Raw genomic sequence first — 17,984 nt, 5'->3', positions numbered from 1 at the left:
TGAGCGGTCGTGGTCACTTGTAGCTCCGTTGCTTCAGCTGGATGAAGTTGTAGACCAGGTCTTCCTTGTGCAGGATCGGGGCATCCGGCCCTCCGGCCTCGTTGCCGCTGAACTGCCAGGCACCGACATACGCGAATTTCTCGTCGTCGCGCAGCGCCTCGCCGTCCTCGGTCTGGCTCTCGGCGCGGAAGTGACCACCGCAGGACTCGCGGCGGTGCAACGCATCGATGCACATGAGTTCGCCCAGTTCGAGGAAATCGGCAACCCGGCCGGCCTTCTCCAACGACTGGTTGAGGGTGTCGGCGCTGCCGAGCACGCGCACGTTGCGCCAGAACTCCTCGCGCAGCGACCGAATCAGGTCGATCGCCTTGCGCAATCCCTCCTCGGTGCGCTCCATGCCGCAGTACTCCCACATGATGTGGCCGAGTTCCTTGTGGAAGGAGTCGACGGTGCGGTCGCCGTTGATCGACAGCAGCTTGTCCAGCCGCTCCCGCACGTCGGCCTGCGCCTGCAGCACCTCCGGAGCATCCTCGGCGACCGGCTCGTACGGCCCGGACGCCAGGTAGTTGCGGATGGTGTTGGGCAGCACGAAGTAGCCGTCCGCCAGGCACTGCATCAGCGAGGATGCGCCGAGACGGTTGGCGCCGTGGTCGGAGAAGTTGGCCTCGCCTGCGGCATACAGGCCCGGGATCGTGGTCTCCAGGTCGTAGTCGACCCACAGCCCGCCCATCGTGTAGTGCACCGCCGGGTAGATCCGCATCGGGACCTCGTACGGCGATTCACCGGTGATCCGCTGGTACATGTCGAAGAGGTTGCCGTACTTCTCGGCGATCGCGGCCTCGGACATCCGTGACAGCGCGTCGGAGAAATCGAGGTAGACACCGCGGCGAAAGTCGCCGACCTTCGGCCCCACGCCGCGACCGTCGTCGCAGACGTTCTTGGCCTGGCGGGAGGCGATGTCGCGCGGCACGAGGTTGCCGAAGGCGGGGTAGATCCGCTCCAGGTAGTAGTCGCGGTCCTCTTCCGGGATCTGGCGCGGGTCCTTCTCGCAGTCGTCGCGGTTTTTGGGCACCCAGATGCGGCCGTCGTTGCGCAGCGACTCCGACATCAAGGTCAGCTTCGACTGGTAGTCCCCGGCCACCGGGATGCAGGTCGGGTGGATCTGCGTGTAACAGGGGTTGGCGAAGTAGGCACCCTTGCGGTGCGCCCGCCAGGTGGCCGTGACATTGCAACCCATCGCGTTGGTGGACAGGAAGAAGACATTGCCGTAGCCACCGCTGGCCAGCACGACCGCATCGGCAAGGTGCGTCTCGAGCTCACCGGTGACCATGTCACGCGCGATGATGCCGCGAGCGCGGCCGTCGACGACGATGACCTCGAGCATTTCGTGGCGGGTGTATGCCGTGACCGTGCCTGCGGCGACCTGTCGCTCCATCGCCTGGTAGGCACCGATCAGCAACTGCTGACCGGTCTGGCCACGGGCATAGAACGTGCGCGCCACCTGCACACCACCGAACGAACGGTTGTCCAGCAGACCGCCGTAGTCGCGGGCGAAGGGCACGCCCTGAGCGACGCACTGGTCGATGATGCTGTTGGAGACCTCGGCCAGGCGGTAGACGTTGTTCTCACGGGAGCGGTAGTCGCCGCCCTTCACCGTGTCGTAGAACAACCGGTAGACCGAGTCGCCGTCGTCGTTGTAGTTCTTGGCGGCATTGATGCCACCCTGCGCTGCGATCGAGTGGGCCCGACGCGGGCTGTCCTGGTAACAGAACGACTTCACGTGGTAGCCGGCCTCGCCGAGGGTGGCAGCGGCGGAGGAACCGGCCAGTCCCGTGCCGACGATGATGACCGACAGCTTGCGGCGGTTCGCCGGGTTGACCAGCTTGTTGTCGAATTTCGCCTTGGTCCAACGGTTTTCGATCGGGCCGTCGGGCGCTTTGGTGTCCGCGATGGGATCACCCAGGCGATACAGGTCGTCGATGAGTTCAGACATGTGCCAGCGTCCTTTTACTTGATTCCACCGAAGAGGATGGCCAGGGGCGGTATGACGAAGCCGACTGCGACCACCAGCGCGACGACCGCGGCAACGGTCTTGGCGATCCGGCGCGCGGCGGGTGTCGGGGTGAAACCGAGGGTCTGCGAGGCGCTCCAGATGCCGTGGTGCAGATGCATGCCCAGGGCAGCCATCGCCAGCACGTAGATCAGCGTCAGCCACCAGCTCTGGAAGCTGTGCACGACGAGTTCGTACGGGTCGTCGACAATGTTGGGGCCATTGCCGCCCGAGCCCACGTTGAACTTGACGATCGTGAACTCCAGCAGGTGCCAGATGACGAACAGCAGCAGGAACACTCCGCCCCACCGCATCCACTTGCTGCTGAAGCTCTGGGCGACGCTCTTGCGCTTGGCGGCATACTGCACCGGCCGGGCCGCCTTGGCGCGCTTCCACAGGGTGACGGCGCTGTAGACGTGCAGGATCACGCTGACGCCGAGGACGACTTCCATGATCGTCAGGAACCCGTGCCTCGGCAGCATCGGCTCGCCGATCGTGCGCAGGTGCTCGGAGTACTCGTTGAAGGCCAGATGGCCGTCGAACAGCTTGTAGAGATTGCCGTACATGTGGGCAATCACGAAGAGCACGAAGATCAGGCCAGTGACCGCCATGAGGGTCTTGAGGAAGACGGAGCTACCCGTCTTGCCGGTGCGCACCGGCTTCGAAACGGTTGATGTCGCCACGAAACGTCAGACTACGCCGCAGATACCTTGACATCGAGATAAGGCTCGCCTAAATCTGAACGCGCCCCGAATGCCCGGCCACAGCGGTCAACGGTGCTCGCCGGACCCTCCCGAAAACCCGAAAGTCCTTACCGGCCGCCACACCTCGTCCACCCCGTGCTCGTAGAGGTCGAAGGCGGCCACGTCGAAGCGGCACTCGTAGGTCGCCAGATCTTCGAACGCCCGATCCAGATCCGGCTCCGGTATGCCGTGGGCGATCGTCACGTGGGGATGATAGGGAAACTCCAGGTCACGCCCGACCGGTCCTGACCGCACCGCTTTTTCCAGCCACTCACAGCTGGCGATGCCTTCGGCGACGGCGACGAAGACGACCGGCGACAGCGGGCGGAATGTGCCGGTTCCGCGCAGCGTCATACGAAACGGTTGCGCCTGTGCCGCGACGGACGACAGGTGCGCGCACAGGTCACCCACGAGCGGGCCGGCGACCTCGGTCGGTGGCATCAGCGTGACGTGCGGCGGAACGGCCTGCGCGAGCGGGTCACCGACGGCCGCGCGAGCCGACTGCAGCGCACCGGCGTGCGGGTCCGGAATCGGGATCGAAACCCCGATGGTCTTCATCGAAGGGCCGCCGCGGGAACGAAACCGACCGCGTCATACACCCTTCGCAAGGTCACCGAGGCGACCTCCCGGGCGCGCGCCGCACCGGCGGCGAGGATCCGGTCGAGCTCGGCCGGATCGGTGAGCAGTTCGTCGACACGTGCCTTGAATGGCGCCTGCACGCCGACGACCAACTCGGCGACATCGGTCTTGAGCGCGCCGTACTTGTTCTCACCGGCGTAGCGATCGACGAGAGTCTCGACGCTGTCCCCCGACAGTGCCGAGTGGATCCGCAGCAGGTTGGCAATGCCCGGTTTGGCCTCCGGGTCGTAGCGCACCGCGTTGTCGGTGTCGGTGACGGCCGACTTCACCTTCTTGGTGTTCGCCTTCGGCTCGTCGAGCATCATCAGGTTGCCGTTCTGGTTGTCGGCAGACTTGCTCATCTTGGCGGTGGGCTCCTGCAGCGACATGATCTTGGCCGTCTCGCCCGGGATGTGCGGCTGCGGTATGACGAAGGTGTCGCCGTAGCGCGCGTTGAACCGCTGCGCCAGATCGCGGGTGAGCTCCAGATGCTGCCGCTGGTCCTCACCGACGGGCACAGCGGTCGCGTCATACAGCAGGATGTCGGCGGCCATCAACATCGGGTACGTGAACAGACCCACATTGGTGCCGTCGGTGCCGCGCTTGGCCGACTTGTCCTTGAACTGCGTCATGCGGGCGGCCTCGCCGTACCCGGTGATGCAGTTGAGCACCCAGGCGAGCTGGGAGTGCTCGGGCACGTGCGACTGCACGAAGACGGTCGACACCTGCGGATCAATGCCCCCGGCGAGGTACTGCGCCGCCGTCACCCGGGTGCGGGCCCGCAAGTCGGCCGGGTCCGGCTGAACGGTCAGTGCGTGCTGGTCGACGACGCAGAAGAACGCGTCGAAATCCTGCTGCATCCGCACCCAGTTGACCTGCGCGCCGAGGTAGTTGCCCAGATGCAGCGAATCATGGGTGGGCTGCATTCCAGACAGGATCCGTGCGGATCGGGCGCCGGCGGCAAGGTCGCTCATCAGTGGTGCACGCGTCGCTTTCGTGGAGAGGTGGGGGAACAGGCGCCGCCGATTCTCTCATCCGCGATTGGTGCCCTCCTGGGACACCGCCCGAGCCGTCGCCACGGGAGAGCACACGTTGGAACCCGTTTGGATATGTTTACAACCAGACCTGTCCCAACAAGGAGGTGGCCGGTGCTTGCACGACAACGCCAGGACCTGATCATCCAAGCGGTCGAGGAACACGGCGGTGTCCGCGTGTCCGAGCTGGTCGCCGACCTGCACGTCAGCGACATGACGATCCGTCGCGACATCGAGGCCCTCGCCGACAAGGGGCTGGTCCGTAAGGTGCACGGCGGCGCGACCCGCGCCGACCGCAGCGCCGAAGAGCCCGGCTTCACCGCGAAGTCGGAGATGAATCCGGTGCAGAAGTCGGAGATCGCCCGCACCGCAGCGAGCCTGATTTCCGCAGGTTCGTCGGTCGCGGTGTCGGCCGGCACCACTGCCTACGCGGTGGCGATCGAATTGCGGGCGATCAAGCGCCTGACGGTCGTGACCAACTCCCCCCGGGTGGCCGACCTGCTCAACGACCCGACTCGTGACGATCTGCTCGTCGTGCTGACCGGCGGGGTCCGCACGCCGTCGGACGCCCTCGCCGGGCCGGTGGCCAACGAGATGCTGGCATCGACGCACGTCGACACGTTGATCCTCGGCGTGCACGGCATCGACCTGCACGCAGGGCTCACCACCCCGAATCTGCAGGAAGCGCAGACCAACCGGGCACTGATCAAGTCGGCCAAGCGCATCGTCGTCGTGGCCGACCACACCAAGTGGGGCATCATCGGGCTGTCCACGATCGCCACCCTCGACAAGGTGCACACCCTGGTGACCGACGCCGAACTCGACGAGGACGCCCGTCGCGAGATCAGCCGGCAGGGCGTCAACCTCATCGTCGCGCCGCGGTCGGAGGAACCGCTCCCCACCCCGGTCGTCAGCTGAACCGGTGGGCTGAGCCGGTCGGTCAGCGCAGCGGCGGTCCAGCAGTCAGCGCGGCCTGTATGGCGGCGACCGTCGACGGCACGAAGCCATCCACCTGCTGAGCCATCTGCTCGTAGACCGCGAACTCCTGCCGGAACGGGTCGGGGATGTCGGCATCATCGGCCTGACGTGGCGCGACCTGCGGGCGGATCGCCGCCAACTGACCGACCAGTCGGCGCAGCGGCGGGTCATCCGTGCGCTCCATCGGGCGCAGCGGCCACGGCGGAGCGGGCAGCGCCGCGCACAGGTCCGCGAAGTCCGCGATCGCGAACGTGCGCTTCAGTGCGGCCGGTGCCAGCTGCACGACCTGCGAGCGGTGCTCCCGCGTCGCGGTCAGCACGATGTCCGCCGCTGTCGCCAGGTGCTCGGTCAGCTGTGTGGCCCGAAAACCCGCCGGACCGACTCCGCGCTCGCCCAGCAACTGCTCACTCGGCGGCTGCATCGGCTCGCCGACCAGGGCGCGAGTGCCGGCGCTGGTGACCTCGACATCGACGCCGATCAGATGATGCGCGAGAAGTCGCTCGATGAAGGGCGACCGGCAGATGTTGCCGGTGCACACGATCAGGATGCGGCCGCTCCGAGCGGCCGCCGCGGGCTGCGGCGCAGCCGCCGTCTGCCCGAAGATCTGCCCGAGCGGCATACGGCCGGTTGAGCTCTGACCGCCCGGTCCCGCGGTCGACTGTTGTGTCATGGGTTGCTGGCTCCTCGAGTGCTCACTCGTGTGGTGCGAATTCATCGATCAACGGCACGACGTCGGCGATGGAATCCACGACGCGGGTGGGTACGAACGGATGACGCTCGACCTGATGCGGCTGGGTGGACCCGCTCAGCACCAGGATCGTCCGCAGGCCGGCTTCGAGCCCGCTGACGATGTCGGTGTCGATGCGGTCGCCGATCATCACGGTGGTCTCCGAGTGCGCATCGATGCGGTTGAGAGCACTGCGCATCATCAATGGATTCGGCTTACCTATGTAATACGGCTCGACACCGGTTGCTTTGGTGATGAGGGCGGCGATCGACCCCGTTGCCGGCAGTGAGCCTTCCGCCGAAGGTCCGGTCGCGTCCGGATTCGTCGCGATGAAGCGCGCACCTTTGTCGATCAGTCGGATGGCGCGGGTGATCGCCTCGAACGAATAGGTGCGGGTCTCCCCGAGCACGACATAGTCGGGGTCGCGCGAACTCATGATGTACCCGATGTCGTGCAGCGCGGTGGTCAGACCGGATTCACCCAGCACGTATGCCGATCCGTTGGCTCGTTGGTCGTCCAGGAACTGCGCGGTCGCCAGGGCCGAGGTCCAGATCGCCTCCTCGGGCACGTCGATGCCGCCTGCTGCCAACCGCGCCCGCAGATCACGCGGTGTGTAGATCGAATTGTTGGTGAGCACCAGGAACCGGCGGCCGGTCTCCTGCAGCCGCTGCAGAAACTGCGCGGCTCCCGGGATGGCGTGCTCCTCGTGCACGAGCACACCGTCCATGTCGGTCAGCCACGAATCCACCGGCCTGCGATTGGTCATGCATCCATTGTCCATGCTGGCCGGTGAACGGGCTGACACCTCGGCCGCTGGACGCGCTGACATACGCGCCGAACCACTGTGGCGCGTGTTGCGGAAGATACGCGAGGGAAAATTATGTGCTCAGACGATTACCTATACAGGTGCCCACCGGCTAACATCTTGCAGGCGCGCCGGGAATTCAGGGATATCACATCGGCCGCTGCGAACCCAATGCCTCGAATGAAGGACGCCTGTGAGCCTGCAGACCTATCTCCGCATCCTGCGTAAGCGCTGGCGCATCATTCCAGTTCTTGCGGTGATCTGTGTCGGGTTGGCGGTGTTGTTCACCTACCTCACACCGAAGACCTACTCCTCCAGGGTGCAGTTCTTCGTCTCGACGTCGGACAGCAACGGCGACAACTCGCAGCTGGCGCAAGGCAGCACGTTCACCCAGGCACGTGTCGTGTCCTACACCCAACTGCTCAAGACACCGGCCGTGCTGCAGCCGGTCATCAAGCAGTTGAACTTCCCGGGCACCACCTCGGACCTGGCCAGCAAGGTGTCGGCATCCGTGCCGCCCAACACCGTCCTGATCGATGTCGCTGTCTCCGACCGTTCACCGGCGGAAGCTCAACGGATCGCTGCCGCAATCGGCAACTCCTTTCCTGGCACGGTCGAGAACCTCGAAAAGGTCAGTGGTTCCCAGTCCAGCCCGGTCAAGGTGACCATGGTGTCGCCGGCGAACTTCTCGTCCGCTGCGATTTCCCCGAGGCCGACGATGAACATCGCCTTCGGCCTGATACTCGGATTGTTCGCCGGAGTCGGCGCTGCGCTCCTGCGTGAGCGCCTGGACACCCGCATCCGCTCCACTGACGACGTCAAGAGCATCACCACGCACACCATTGTCGGCGGCATCCCCTTTGACGGTGATGCACCCGCCCACCCGCTGACGGTGCAGGGCGACCCGCACTCCGCCCGCGCCGAAGCCTTCCGATCGCTGCGCACCAACCTGCAATTCGTCAACGCCGCGAAGCACCCCCGCCTGATCTCGGTGACCTCGTCGATCGCCGGCGAAGGCAAGACCACCACCTCCGCCAATCTTGGTATGGCGCTGGCCGAAGCCGGCTCCCGCGTCTGTCTGATCGAGGGTGACCTACGTCGCCCGCGACTGCTCGAATACCTCGGCATGGAAGGTGCCGTCGGTCTGACCGACGCACTCATCGGTCGCGTCGACCTCGCCGACGTCATCCAGCCGTACGGCGACACCAGCCTGGCGGTTCTCGGTGCCGGCCAGTTGCCCCCGAACCCCAGTGAGCTGCTGGGCTCGACCGGCATGCGCGACGTCCTCGAGCGTCTGAAGAGCGCCTTCGACTACGTCATCATCGACGCTCCTCCGACGATCCCGGTCACGGACGCAGCTGTCATGAGCACGCTCGTCGACGGCACTCTCATCGTGGTCGGCGCCTCCATTGCGACGCAGGACAACCTGACCGCGAGCATCGACAAGCTCGCCACCGTGGACGCGGTGATCCTCGGCGTGGTGGTGAACCGGACTCCGCGTAGCCGCCACGGCTACGACAGCTACCGCTACTACGAATACCGCTCCGAGGGCGGGTCGGCGGAGAAGTCCCGGACCAGCCGCCGGCTCGCACGGAAGTGACCGGCGATGCCCACGACGAGAGCAGCAACGACATCCGGTAGGCGAGGCTCGCGGCCGGGGTTCAGCCCCAATCGCCACTGGCGCGTCGGGCTGTTGTGGCTGGTGCTCGACGGGATCGTCGCTGCGCTGGCAACCGGCGCCGCCGCTTGGATCCGCTATGACCTGGACATCCCGGACGTCTTCACCGTGCCGATCTTCTGGTTCGCGGTCACCGTCGGACTGATTCAGATCGTCACGGGCGTGCTCGTCGGGCCGCACCGATTCGCGCACAACCTCGGATCATTCGAGGAAACCGCGGACATCATGAAGGCCGTCTTCCTCACGATGGTCATCAGTTGCGTGCTGCGCTTCGGAACCTCCACCTTCCAGATTCCGCGGAGCCTTCCCTTCGCGGCACCGGCTTTCGCACTCGTCGGGATGTTCGCCCTGCGATTCTTCGTGCGCTCCTACCGTTGGGGTCGTCCCGCCAGCGGCGTCGGTGAGCAGAAGGCCATCGTCTTCGGCGCCGGCGAAGGTGGCCGGCAACTCGTGCGTGCTCTGGTGCGCGACGGCCAGCGGCAGTACACACCCGTCGCCATCCTTGACGACGACCCGCGCAAACGCCGGATGCGCATCGACGGCGTTCCGGTGCGTGGCGGGCGCAACCGCCTCCGCACGGTCACCGAGAAGTCCGGAGCCACGGTCCTGATCATCGCGATGCCGTCGGCCGACGCCGACCTGGTGCGCGACCTGCGGGATGCGGCTCACGACATCGGCCTCGAACTGCTGATCCTGCCACCGGTGGCCTCCTTGCTCGGCAACGGCGCCTCGGTCCGCGACCTGCGCGAGGTCAACCTGGAGGACCTGCTCGGCCGCCGCCAGATCGCCCTGGACGAAGGTGCCATTGCCGCCAGCGTCGCCGGCAAGCGGATCCTGGTCACCGGGGCGGGTGGATCCATCGGCAGCGAGCTGTGCCGCCAGATCTCCCGCTTCAATCCCGCCAAGCTGACGATGCTCGACCGCGACGAGTCCGGTCTGCACGGCACCCAGATGTCGATCACGGGCCGCGCCCTGCTCGACGACGGGACCTTGGCGCTGGCCGACATCCGCGACCTGGACGCCCTGCGCGCCATCTTTGCCAAGGAGCGCCCCGATGTCGTTTTCCACGCCGCCGCGCTGAAGCACCTCACGCTGCTGGAACAACACCCCAACGAGGGCTGGAAAACCAATGTGCTCGGCACGCTCAACGTGCTCACCGCCGCCAGCGAGGTCGGCGTCGAAACCTTCGTGAACATCTCCACCGACAAGGCCGCCAGCCCCACCTGCGTGCTCGGTTACACCAAGCGCATGGCCGAACGTCTCACCGCACAGTTCGCGGTCGACAACCCGGGCACCTACACCAGTGTTCGATTCGGCAACGTGCTCGGTTCACGCGGCTCCGTGCTGACCGCCTTCATGGCGCAGATCGAGCGCGGTGGCCCGGTGACCGTCACCGACGAGAACGTCGAGCGCTACTTCATGCTCATCCCCGAGGCCTGCCAGTTGGTCTTGCAGGCGTCGGTCATCGGGGACGACGGCCAGGTCATGGTGCTCGACATGGGATCGCCGGTGAAGATCGTCGATGTTGCTCGCGCCCTCATCGACATGTCCGGCCGCGAGGACATCGCCATCGAGTTCACCGGCCTGCGCCCGGGAGAGAAGCTCTCCGAGGTGCTGTTCTACGAAGGCGAGCAGGCCCGCCTGTCACCGCACCCACTCGTCTCCTACGTGACGGTGCCACCGGTCGACTCCGACGCAGTGCGCGGATTCGCCGCACACTCCAGCGAGAAGACGCTGAACTGGCTGATCACCGAGAGCATGAGCTACTCGCGGCCCGAAACCAACGTATGACTCGACCGGTGCGACCGGCATACAGCTGCCGCGTGTGAGGGTGAAGCGGGCTCAGCACCTGGCACTGGCGCTTACTCCGGAACGCGGCGACTTCGACCTGACCCGGCACGTTCGAGTGCGACTGACACGTAAGTAACGGATAGAGGACCACGCAGCGGTGACCGACCACATCTACATGTCCAAGGCTCATGTGACGCAGGTCGAGGAGGACCTCGTCCTGGAGGCTCTGCGATCCGGCTGGGTCGCCCCGCTGGGCCCGATGGTCGACCGCTTCGAGCGCGAGATCGCCGACCGGGTGGGCGTCGCCGGTGCGCTGGCGCTGTCGTCCGGCACGGCCGCCCTGCACCTGGCCCTGCTCGAGGTCGGAGCCGGCCCGGGCACCACCGTGGTGCTGCCCTCCATGACCTTCGCCGCGACCGCGAACGCGGTGCTCTACACCGGCGCAACGCCGGTCTTCGTGGACTCCCGCTCCGACGACGCCAACGTCGACGGCGCCCTGCTGCTGGACGCTGTGCGTGTGCTGCAGGCAGAGGGCCACGACGTCGCCGCCGCCATACCGGTCGATCTGTACGGCCGGTGCGCGGACTACTCGGTGATCGAGCCGGGGCTGGCCGATCTGGGTGTCACGCTCGTGGAGGATGCCGCCGAGGGGCTGGGCGCATCGTGCGACGGCCGCGGTGCCGGCGGCTTCGGCCGGGCCGGGGTGCTGTCCTTCAACGGCAACAAGATCATGACCACCTCCGGTGGCGGCATGCTGGTCAGCGACGACCGTGAACTGCTGGACCGCGCGAGATATCTCTCGACGCAGGCCCGGCAGCCGGCGCCGTGGTACGAACACACCGAGATGGGCTTCAACTACCGGATGTCGAACATTCTGGCGGCCCTGGGCGTCGGTCAGTTGTCGCGGCTGGACTCGATGATCCAGCGGCGCCGGGCGATTCGCGCACGGTATGCCGACGCCTTCGCCGGCGTCACCGGCCTCGACATACTTGCCCATGAGCTGGACGACTCCCACGACAACTGCTGGCTGACCAGCCTGATGCTCGACCCGTCGGCGGATCTGGCCACGCCCGACCAGATCGTCGAGCGGATGAACGCCCAGGGCATCGAGGTCCGTCACTTGTGGAAGCCGATGCACCTGCAGCCGCTGTTCGCCGGCGCCCGTATGTTCGGCGGCGGTGTCGCGGAGGATCTGTTCGCCCGCGGCGTCAACCTGCCGAGCGGTTCAGAGCTCACCGACGAGCAGATCGACCGGGTCATCGACGCCCTGACGACCGCGGTGCGGAAGGGCTGACGTGTCGGTGAAACGGATGATGGACCTTGCCCTCGCCGGGCCGGTGTTCGTGCTGACGCTGCCGGTGCAGGGCGCTATCGCCGCCGCCGTCGCGCGGTCGATGGGCCGGCCGGTGATCTTCCACCAGGAACGTCCAGGGCTGAACGGCGAGATCTTCACGTTGCACAAGTTCCGCACGATGGTCGACGTCGACCCCGAACGCGGGAAGGTGCACGACGACGACCGGATCACCCCACTCGGGCACTTCCTGCGATCCACCAGCCTGGACGAACTGCCCACCCTGTGGAATGTCATCCGCGGCGACATGTCGCTGGTGGGTCCGCGCCCGTTGCTCGTGCGCTACCTCGATCGCTACACCGCGCAGCAGGCGCGCCGCCACGAGGTGCGCCCAGGGCTGACCGGACTGGCGCAGATCAGCGGCCGCAATGCCCTGTCGTGGGAGAAGAAGTTCGAGCTCGACGTCTGGTACGTCGACAACCACACCCTGCTCGGCGACCTGAAGATCATCGCGGGCACCGTTCGCGCGGTGCTGAAGCGGGACGGCATCTCGGCCGAGGGCATCACCACAATGCACGAGTTCATGGGCGCGGCTGCCGACGAACCAGACCAATCGGCCACTCCCCCAGACGAATCCACGACTCGTTCCGGCGCGACCACCGCTGCGGTGGCGACGTGACGACCCCCCTGGTCGTCGTCGGGTGCGGCGGATTCGGCCGTGAGGTCTGCTCCATCGTCGCCGCGATCAACGCCGTGCAGCCCACCTTCGAATTGCTCGGCGTGCTCGACGATGCGCCGTCCGCTGCGAGCCGCGATGCGCTCGAGCGCATCGGCATACAGCTCCTGGGTGACACCGACTGGCTGGACGGGTGCGCCCCAGAGGTGCACGCAGTCATCGCCATCGGGTCGCCATCGGTGCGTCGCAATCTCGACGCGCGTTTCGCAGTCCGCGCCTGGGCCACCATCGTCCACCCCGACAGCACGATCGGCGCCGACGTGTCTCTGGCCCCCGGAGTCGTCGTCACACCAGGAAGTCGCGTGAGCACCGCCATCACCATCGGCCGGCATGCACACCTCGACCAGAACGTCACTGTGGGTCACGACAGCAGCCTGGGCGACTACAGCCGTCTCAACCCGCAGGCCTGCGTGTCGGGCAATGTCACCATCGGGTCGGGGGCGACCGTCGGCGCGAGCGCCACGATCCTGCAGGGTCGCACCATCGGCGCGCGCAGCGTGGTCGGGGCGGGTGCCGTCGTCGTGAGCGACGTCGAGCCTGATCGCACCGTCAAAGGAGTCCCAGCGCGATGAAGCGTGTGCTCGTCCTCAATCAGTTCGCCCTGCCCCGTGACCAGAGCGGTGGCACCCGCCACATCGATCTGTTCGGCCGGGTCGACGGATGGACCCCCACCATTGTCGCCGGTGACCACAACTACAACACCCAGTTGAAGTACGCCACCGACGACGCCCGCTTCCGGCTGCTGCCGGTGCCGTCCTATGAGGGCACCAGCCTGGTCCGGATGGCCGGTTGGGGGCTGTATGCCGCGCAGGCCGCCGTCGTCGGCGTGACCGAGGGCCGGCTCGATGCGGTCTACGCCTCCAGCCCGAACATGCTCACGCCGGTCGCCGGATGGCTGGTCGCACGGGCCCGCCGGGTGCCGTTCATCGTCGAGATCCGCGATCTGTGGCCCGAGTCGATCGTCGGCGCGGGGGCACTGCGGCGGGGCAGCAAAGTGCATTCGGCCCTGCTGACCCTCGAGCGGTGGATCTACCGGCATGCCGACCGCATCGTTGTGGTCACCGCGGGGTGGGAGGAGCACTTCGAGTCGTTGGGCGTGCCCCGCGAGAAGCTCACCGTCATACCCAACGGCACCGAGGTCGACGACTTCACGGTCACCGAGGAGCGTTCAGCCCTGCGCACCGAGTTCGGTTTCGACACCGTGACGGCGGTGTATGCCGGCGCGCACGGCCCCTCCAACGGCCTTCAGATGGTGCTGGATGCAGCGCGCGCCTGCCCGGATGTGGATTTCGTGCTGGTGGGTTCGGGCAGTGAGAAGCCGCGCCTGCAGGACGCCGCTGCCGATGCAGCCAATGTGCGCTTCCTGGACCCATTGCCTAAGCCGGAACTCGCCCGACTGCTGGCCGCTGCCGACATCGGCATCCACTGCATCGAACCGCTGCCGATCCTGACCACGGGCATGAGCCCCAACAAGCTGTTCGACTACATGGCCGCCGGTCTGCCGACCGTCAGCAATGCCGGCGAAGGCCTGCGAGCGGTGGTGCGCGACGGCGAGGCCGGACGGACCGGAGCGCCGGATTCGCTGCCGGAACTCGTCGCGGCTGTTGCTGCCGCCGGCACGCAGCAGCGCGGCGAGTGGGCCGCGGCGGCCCGCACCATCGTCACCGAACGGTTTTCGAGAAGCAGCGCCGCACAGACGCTGGCGCAGGTGCTGGGCCAGGCCCGAGCAACGCAACACCCAGGAAGAACTGCGATGACCACATCCCCCCAGGTGATCCACCTGACGACCGCGCACAATCCCACCGACAACCGGATCTTCCGCAAGGAATGCGTCGCCCTGCGCGAGGCGGGTATCGACGTGCATGTCGTGGCGTGCGCACCGCAGGACCAGACCGTTTCCGAGGTGCCGATCCACGCGCTGCACAAACGCAAGAACAGACTGCTGCGAATGACGGTGGGGCCGGTCGACGCGTTGCGCACCGTGCGTCGCCTCAAGCCGTCCGTCCTGCACGTGCACGACCCGGAACTCATTCCTGTCGCGCTCGCCTGGAAGGCCATCTCTCGCGGCAAGGTCGTCTTCGACGCGCACGAGGATCTGCCCAAGCAGGTGATGGGCAAGCCGTATCTGCCCCGCTGGAGCCGTCGCACCGTGGCGGCGTTCGCGCGCCGTCTGGAGAAGCTTGCCGACGGTCGCTGCGACGCGATCGTCGCCGCCACCCCGTCGATCGCGCGCAACTTCAGCAATCCGCGCACGGTCATGGTGCAGAACTACCCGTGGCTGCGGGACTTTCCGGCGGCCACCGCATACGACACCGCCCCCGAGCGCACACTGTCCTATGTCGGCGGGTTGAGCCTCGAACGTGGCGCCGCCGAGATGGTCGCAGCAGCGGGCTCACTCACGCCGCCGGCCCACATCACCGTCGCAGGCCCTGCCACCGCCGACAGCAGTGCGATCATGGCGGACGCCGAGCACGTGGACTATCTCGGCATCCGCCCGGCGACCGAAGTGCCAGGTATCGTGCGTGATGCGCAGGTCGGGCTGGTGCTGTTCCACCCGATCCCCAACCACATGGAGTGCCAGCCCACGAAGCTGTTCGAGTACATGGCTGCCCGGCGCCCGTTCATCGCATCTGATCTGGAGTACTGGCGCACCATGCTGGGCGACTTCGACTGCGGGCTCTTCGTCGACCCGACCGACCCGGCGGCCGTTGCCGCCGCGATGGCGGAGCTGTTCGACGATCCGGAGACAGCTGCGGTCATGGGTGACAACGGGCGGCGTGCTGTCGAGGAGCGCTTCTCGTTCGAGGGCGAAGCCACCCGACTGGTCGCGATGAACCACGAACTTCTGGAATCCTGATGGTGATGCAACTCGATTCCCACTTGGCGGCTGTCACACGCCCCGACGACGACGCGACCGCCGGCCGCAAACGTCGCGGCGCCTTCATCACGGTGCTGTACGGCGCGCTGATCGTCGTCGTGACGTCCCACTTCATCGCAGGCCCATTCCGTTACCTCGGGTATGACGCCCGCAACTGGTCACTCGTCGATGTGCTGCAGTGCGGCGTCATGCTCCTCATCCTCGGGTCGATGAACTATCCGCAGTGGCGCTATCCCTCGCACGTCGCCTACACCTTCCTGGTGGCGACGGTGGCCGTGCCGATCATCGTCATACCGGTGTTCTGGGGTCCGCTGACCGCCTCGGGGGTACTCACGCTGCAAGTGACGACGCTGGCGGCCTTCGCAACGATGCGGCTGTGCCTCGCGGGCGGCCGGGTTCCGCTGCCGGGCCTGAAGCTGCCCCCAGAAGTCTTCTGGCTCGTGCTGCTGGTGGTTTCCGTCGGCGGGATCGTCTACCTGATTCGCAGCACCGGCATCTCGCCGACGGTGCTGAGCCTGTCGGATGTGTACTCCCAGCGTGACGACTTCTCCTCGAATGTCACCGCTCTCGGGTCCTACCTCGTGGGATGGCTGGGATCGGGCACGCTGCCGGCTGTGCTGGCGGTGGGACTCTACCGTCGCAATCTCATCCTGGTGGGGTCCGCGTCGATGGGCATCCTGGTGCTCTACAGCATCACCGGAAACAAGAGCTACGTCGTCGGCGTCCTGCTCGCGCTGGTGGGATACGTTCTGTGCCGACCGAGCGTTCGCTCGGGGCGGTCGTGGCTGATCGCACTCGGCTCAGCCGTCGCAGTCGCCGCCGTCTTCGACTTCTTCTCTGGATCGTTCGCGATGACGACACTGATCGTTCGTCGCGCCTTGGCGACCGCCGGACTGAACACCGCCCTGTATTTCGACTTCTTCTCGCACAACCCGAACTACGAACTCAAGCACAGCGTTCTGTCCTTCACTGGAGCCCCGCCATACGATCTGTCGCCGGCCAGTCTCATCGGTCTGCATTACTACGGCTCGGCGAATGTGTCGGCGAATGCGAATCTCGTCGCCGATGGATATGCGAACTTCGGAATTCTCGGTTGCATTCTCATGGCCGCGATCTTCGGCGTCTTCCTGCGCATATTCGACAAGGCATCACTGCATCTGCCGTTGCAGGTTTCCGCTCCGTCGTTGACTCTGGTCCTGGTCGCGGCCGCTAACACGGCGACTTTGACCGTCCTTTCCACGCACGGTGGAATCGTGGCATTGGTGCTCATGTTGTTCATGCCGGCAGTCGTCAAAGGAAAACGGTGGAGCACTGAATCCGTGGTGGTCAAAGCCCCCGCCGCGCACGCCGCCGAGACCTGATTCTCCGTCGGCCGGTGCCGCCCCGGGATGGAGCAGTCGGTCACAGTTCCGCAAGGTGGCGTGGTTCGCGGGCGATCTGCGCTCCGACCTCCACTGCACGACGGACCATCAGCAACAGCCCCGCGTAGAGCAGTACCTGGCTGATCGAGAACGCGGCGACCGCCGTGACGACACCGGCACCGAGCACGTGCGGCACCGTGATGGTCAACGCCACTGCGATCAGGCGCGAGATATCCCATCGCAGCATCAGGTTGGACCGACCCGACATGTTCATCAACTGTGAGAACGGCGCGACCACGAACTGAGGGAAAGCACCGAGCGCCATCCACGAGGTGATGATGCCGACCTCTGTCCAGCGGCGGCCCAGCACCAGCGGAGCAAGGTAGGGGGCGGCGATCGCTGCCACCGCACACGGCACAGCACCGAAGAATCCGAGGTCGCGCACTCCCCTGCCGAGCAGATAACGACCAGACTCCCCCTTGCGCATCGCGCTGCCGATCTCGCCCACCGCGGCCGACGCAGCCGCCTGGCCGATGATCGTCAACGGGCTGACCAGGATGCGCATCGCCATGGCAACCAGGGCAGCACCCACCGATCCGTACATCGCGGCGACCAAAACGACGAAGCCTTGCCCAGCAAGGGAATTCACACCGGCGCTGGTGCCGGCGACCATGGCGTAAGCACGGTTGTACCGCCACGCCGAGGACAGTCCACGGGCACCTCCGGTGTCGCGGACAAGGTCCCGGTAAGGCTGCGACCACACCAGTCGCGGCACTGCGAAGCCGACCACCAGGACCCCGACGATCGGACGCCACAGCCCGATCGCGACCTGCGCGATACCGGTGCCGGCTCCCTGGATGAAGTTCGCACCTCCCAGGGATCGGTAATGCTGGCGTCGCACCCAGATCGCGGTGCCGACAAGTTGCAGGGATCCGGTGAACACGATGACCCCGACCAGTGCCCAACCAAGTGGCGCACCGAACGAAACCGCGACCGCGCCCACGACCGTCGCCACGATCGACCAACCCAGCGAACTGAGAAAGGCCAGGTGGAGCATCCCGGCGGCCCGGTGACCGTCCGCCTCACCCTGGGCTCGCACCTCCAGGCGGAAGGTGGAGATGCCGACGATCGACGAGCCGACGGCCAGGATCGTCGAGTAGGTGCCGAAGACCGCCGGCGAGTACACGCGACTGAGGACGGGCGTCAGCAGCAGGTTGATGCCGAAGCCGGCGACGCTTCCGATGAGAACGGTCAGACTGGCTCTCCGCCATGATGTGCCGCTCACCGTCGCACC

The 17,984-nt window shown here is 66.3% G+C and carries 15 protein-coding genes; 8 read left to right on the top strand and 7 right to left on the bottom strand.

All coding sequences use genetic code 11. The features are described from left to right. Positions 1-13 precede the first annotated feature (13 nt). The 4 genes from BKA23_RS04035 to trpS all read right to left on the bottom strand — a co-directional run bounded on the left by BKA23_RS04035 (position 14) and on the right by trpS (position 4,385). The gene (locus BKA23_RS04035; RefSeq protein WP_145225707.1) at positions 14-1,993 is read right to left on the bottom strand and encodes a fumarate reductase/succinate dehydrogenase flavoprotein subunit; all 1,980 of its coding nucleotides are present in this window, start codon (positions 1,991-1,993) and stop codon (positions 14-16) included. Positions 1,994-2,007: 14 nt separating this feature from the next. Next, the gene (locus tag BKA23_RS04030; RefSeq protein ID WP_145225706.1) at positions 2,008-2,733 is read right to left on the bottom strand and encodes a succinate dehydrogenase cytochrome b subunit; all 726 of its coding nucleotides are present in this window, start codon (positions 2,731-2,733) and stop codon (positions 2,008-2,010) included. Positions 2,734-2,820: 87 nt separating this feature from the next. Further along, positions 2,821-3,351: a 2'-5' RNA ligase family protein gene (locus BKA23_RS04025; RefSeq protein WP_145225705.1), complete on the bottom strand. Its 531-nt coding sequence runs from the start codon at positions 3,349-3,351 to the stop codon at positions 2,821-2,823. Next, positions 3,348-4,385, bottom strand: coding sequence for a tryptophan--tRNA ligase (gene trpS, locus BKA23_RS04020; protein WP_145225703.1), 1,038 nt, complete (start codon positions 4,383-4,385; stop codon positions 3,348-3,350). Before trpS ends, BKA23_RS04025 begins: the two co-directional genes overlap by 4 nt. Positions 4,386-4,559: 174 nt before the next feature. Between trpS and BKA23_RS04015 the strand changes: the two genes are divergently transcribed. Next, the gene (locus tag BKA23_RS04015; protein WP_211841585.1) at positions 4,560-5,363 is read left to right on the top strand and encodes a DeoR/GlpR family DNA-binding transcription regulator; all 804 of its coding nucleotides are present in this window, start codon (positions 4,560-4,562) and stop codon (positions 5,361-5,363) included. 22 nt (positions 5,364-5,385) lie between these two features. Here the strand turns inward: BKA23_RS04015 and BKA23_RS04010 are convergent, their stop codons facing one another. Further along, positions 5,386-6,093, bottom strand: a complete 708-nt coding sequence (locus BKA23_RS04010; protein ID WP_170226364.1) for an arsenate reductase/protein-tyrosine-phosphatase family protein — start codon at positions 6,091-6,093, stop codon at positions 5,386-5,388. Positions 6,094-6,115: 22 nt separating this feature from the next. Beyond that, positions 6,116-6,916 carry an HAD-IIA family hydrolase gene (locus BKA23_RS04005; protein ID WP_145225697.1) on the bottom strand — a complete coding sequence of 267 codons (801 nt, stop codon included), beginning with the start codon at positions 6,914-6,916 and terminating at the stop codon, positions 6,116-6,118. 232 nt (positions 6,917-7,148) lie between these two features. Here BKA23_RS04005 and BKA23_RS04000 point away from each other — a divergent pair, with 232 nt between their 5' ends. The 7 genes from BKA23_RS04000 (at position 7,149) to BKA23_RS03970 (ending at position 16,690) form a co-directional block, all read left to right on the top strand. After that, positions 7,149-8,555 carry a tyrosine-protein kinase domain-containing protein gene (locus BKA23_RS04000; protein WP_246104435.1) on the top strand — a complete coding sequence of 469 codons (1,407 nt, stop codon included), beginning with the start codon at positions 7,149-7,151 and terminating at the stop codon, positions 8,553-8,555. Between the two features lie 6 nt (positions 8,556-8,561). Continuing rightward, positions 8,562-10,424: a nucleoside-diphosphate sugar epimerase/dehydratase gene (locus BKA23_RS03995; RefSeq protein WP_145225695.1), complete on the top strand. Its 1,863-nt coding sequence runs from the start codon at positions 8,562-8,564 to the stop codon at positions 10,422-10,424. A gap of 157 nt (positions 10,425-10,581) precedes the next feature. Continuing rightward, the gene (locus BKA23_RS03990) at positions 10,582-11,718 is read left to right on the top strand and encodes a DegT/DnrJ/EryC1/StrS family aminotransferase (protein WP_281287529.1); all 1,137 of its coding nucleotides are present in this window, start codon (positions 10,582-10,584) and stop codon (positions 11,716-11,718) included. Positions 11,719-11,734: 16 nt separating this feature from the next. After that, on the top strand, positions 11,735-12,394 hold the full coding sequence (locus BKA23_RS03985) for a sugar transferase (protein WP_145225693.1): 660 nt from the start codon (positions 11,735-11,737) through the stop codon (positions 12,392-12,394). Beyond that, on the top strand, positions 12,391-13,023 hold the full coding sequence (locus BKA23_RS03980; RefSeq protein ID WP_145225691.1) for a NeuD/PglB/VioB family sugar acetyltransferase: 633 nt from the start codon (positions 12,391-12,393) through the stop codon (positions 13,021-13,023). The genes BKA23_RS03985 and BKA23_RS03980 overlap by 4 nt, the downstream gene beginning before the upstream one ends. Next, a complete protein-coding gene (locus tag BKA23_RS03975) occupies positions 13,020-15,308 on the top strand; it encodes a glycosyltransferase (RefSeq protein ID WP_145225689.1) in 2,289 nt (762 codons plus the stop codon). Before BKA23_RS03980 ends, BKA23_RS03975 begins: the two co-directional genes overlap by 4 nt. A gap of 5 nt (positions 15,309-15,313) precedes the next feature. After that, positions 15,314-16,690 (top strand): O-antigen polymerase, encoded by a 1,377-nt coding sequence (locus BKA23_RS03970; protein ID WP_145225687.1) that lies wholly within the window; start codon positions 15,314-15,316, stop codon positions 16,688-16,690. A 40-nt stretch (positions 16,691-16,730) separates the two neighbouring features. On the opposite strand, the gene BKA23_RS03965 is transcribed toward BKA23_RS03970, so the two are convergent. Then, positions 16,731-17,975 (bottom strand): lipopolysaccharide biosynthesis protein, encoded by a 1,245-nt coding sequence (locus tag BKA23_RS03965; protein WP_145225685.1) that lies wholly within the window; start codon positions 17,973-17,975, stop codon positions 16,731-16,733. Positions 17,976-17,984 lie beyond the last annotated feature (9 nt).

This window comes from Rudaeicoccus suwonensis, from assembly GCF_007829035.1.
Taxonomy (GTDB): domain Bacteria; phylum Actinomycetota; class Actinomycetes; order Actinomycetales; family Dermatophilaceae; genus Rudaeicoccus; species Rudaeicoccus suwonensis.
Note: the sequence above shows the minus strand (reverse complement) of the source record. Positions and strands in the feature narration are given on the sequence as shown.

Bases quoted from the DNA above. Each gene is read 5' to 3' on its own strand.
- BKA23_RS04035 (WP_145225707.1), bottom strand. From the start codon at position 1,993: ATGTCTGAACTCATCGACGACCTGTATCGCCTGGGTGATCCCATCGCG.
- BKA23_RS04025 (WP_145225705.1), bottom strand. From the start codon at position 3,351: ATGAAGACCATCGGGGTTTCGATCCCGATTCCGGACCCGCACGCCGGT.
- trpS (WP_145225703.1), bottom strand. From the start codon at position 4,385: ATGAGCGACCTTGCCGCCGGCGCCCGATCCGCACGGATCCTGTCTGGA.
- BKA23_RS04010 (WP_170226364.1), bottom strand. From the start codon at position 6,093: ATGACACAACAGTCGACCGCGGGACCGGGCGGTCAGAGCTCAACCGGC.
- BKA23_RS04005 (WP_145225697.1), bottom strand. From the start codon at position 6,916: ATGACCAATCGCAGGCCGGTGGATTCGTGGCTGACCGACATGGACGGT.
- BKA23_RS03995 (WP_145225695.1), top strand. From the start codon at position 8,562: ATGCCCACGACGAGAGCAGCAACGACATCCGGTAGGCGAGGCTCGCGG.
- BKA23_RS03985 (WP_145225693.1), top strand. From the start codon at position 11,735: ATGATGGACCTTGCCCTCGCCGGGCCGGTGTTCGTGCTGACGCTGCCG.
- BKA23_RS03975 (WP_145225689.1), top strand. From the start codon at position 13,020: ATGAAGCGTGTGCTCGTCCTCAATCAGTTCGCCCTGCCCCGTGACCAG.
- BKA23_RS03970 (WP_145225687.1), top strand. From the start codon at position 15,314: ATGCAACTCGATTCCCACTTGGCGGCTGTCACACGCCCCGACGACGAC.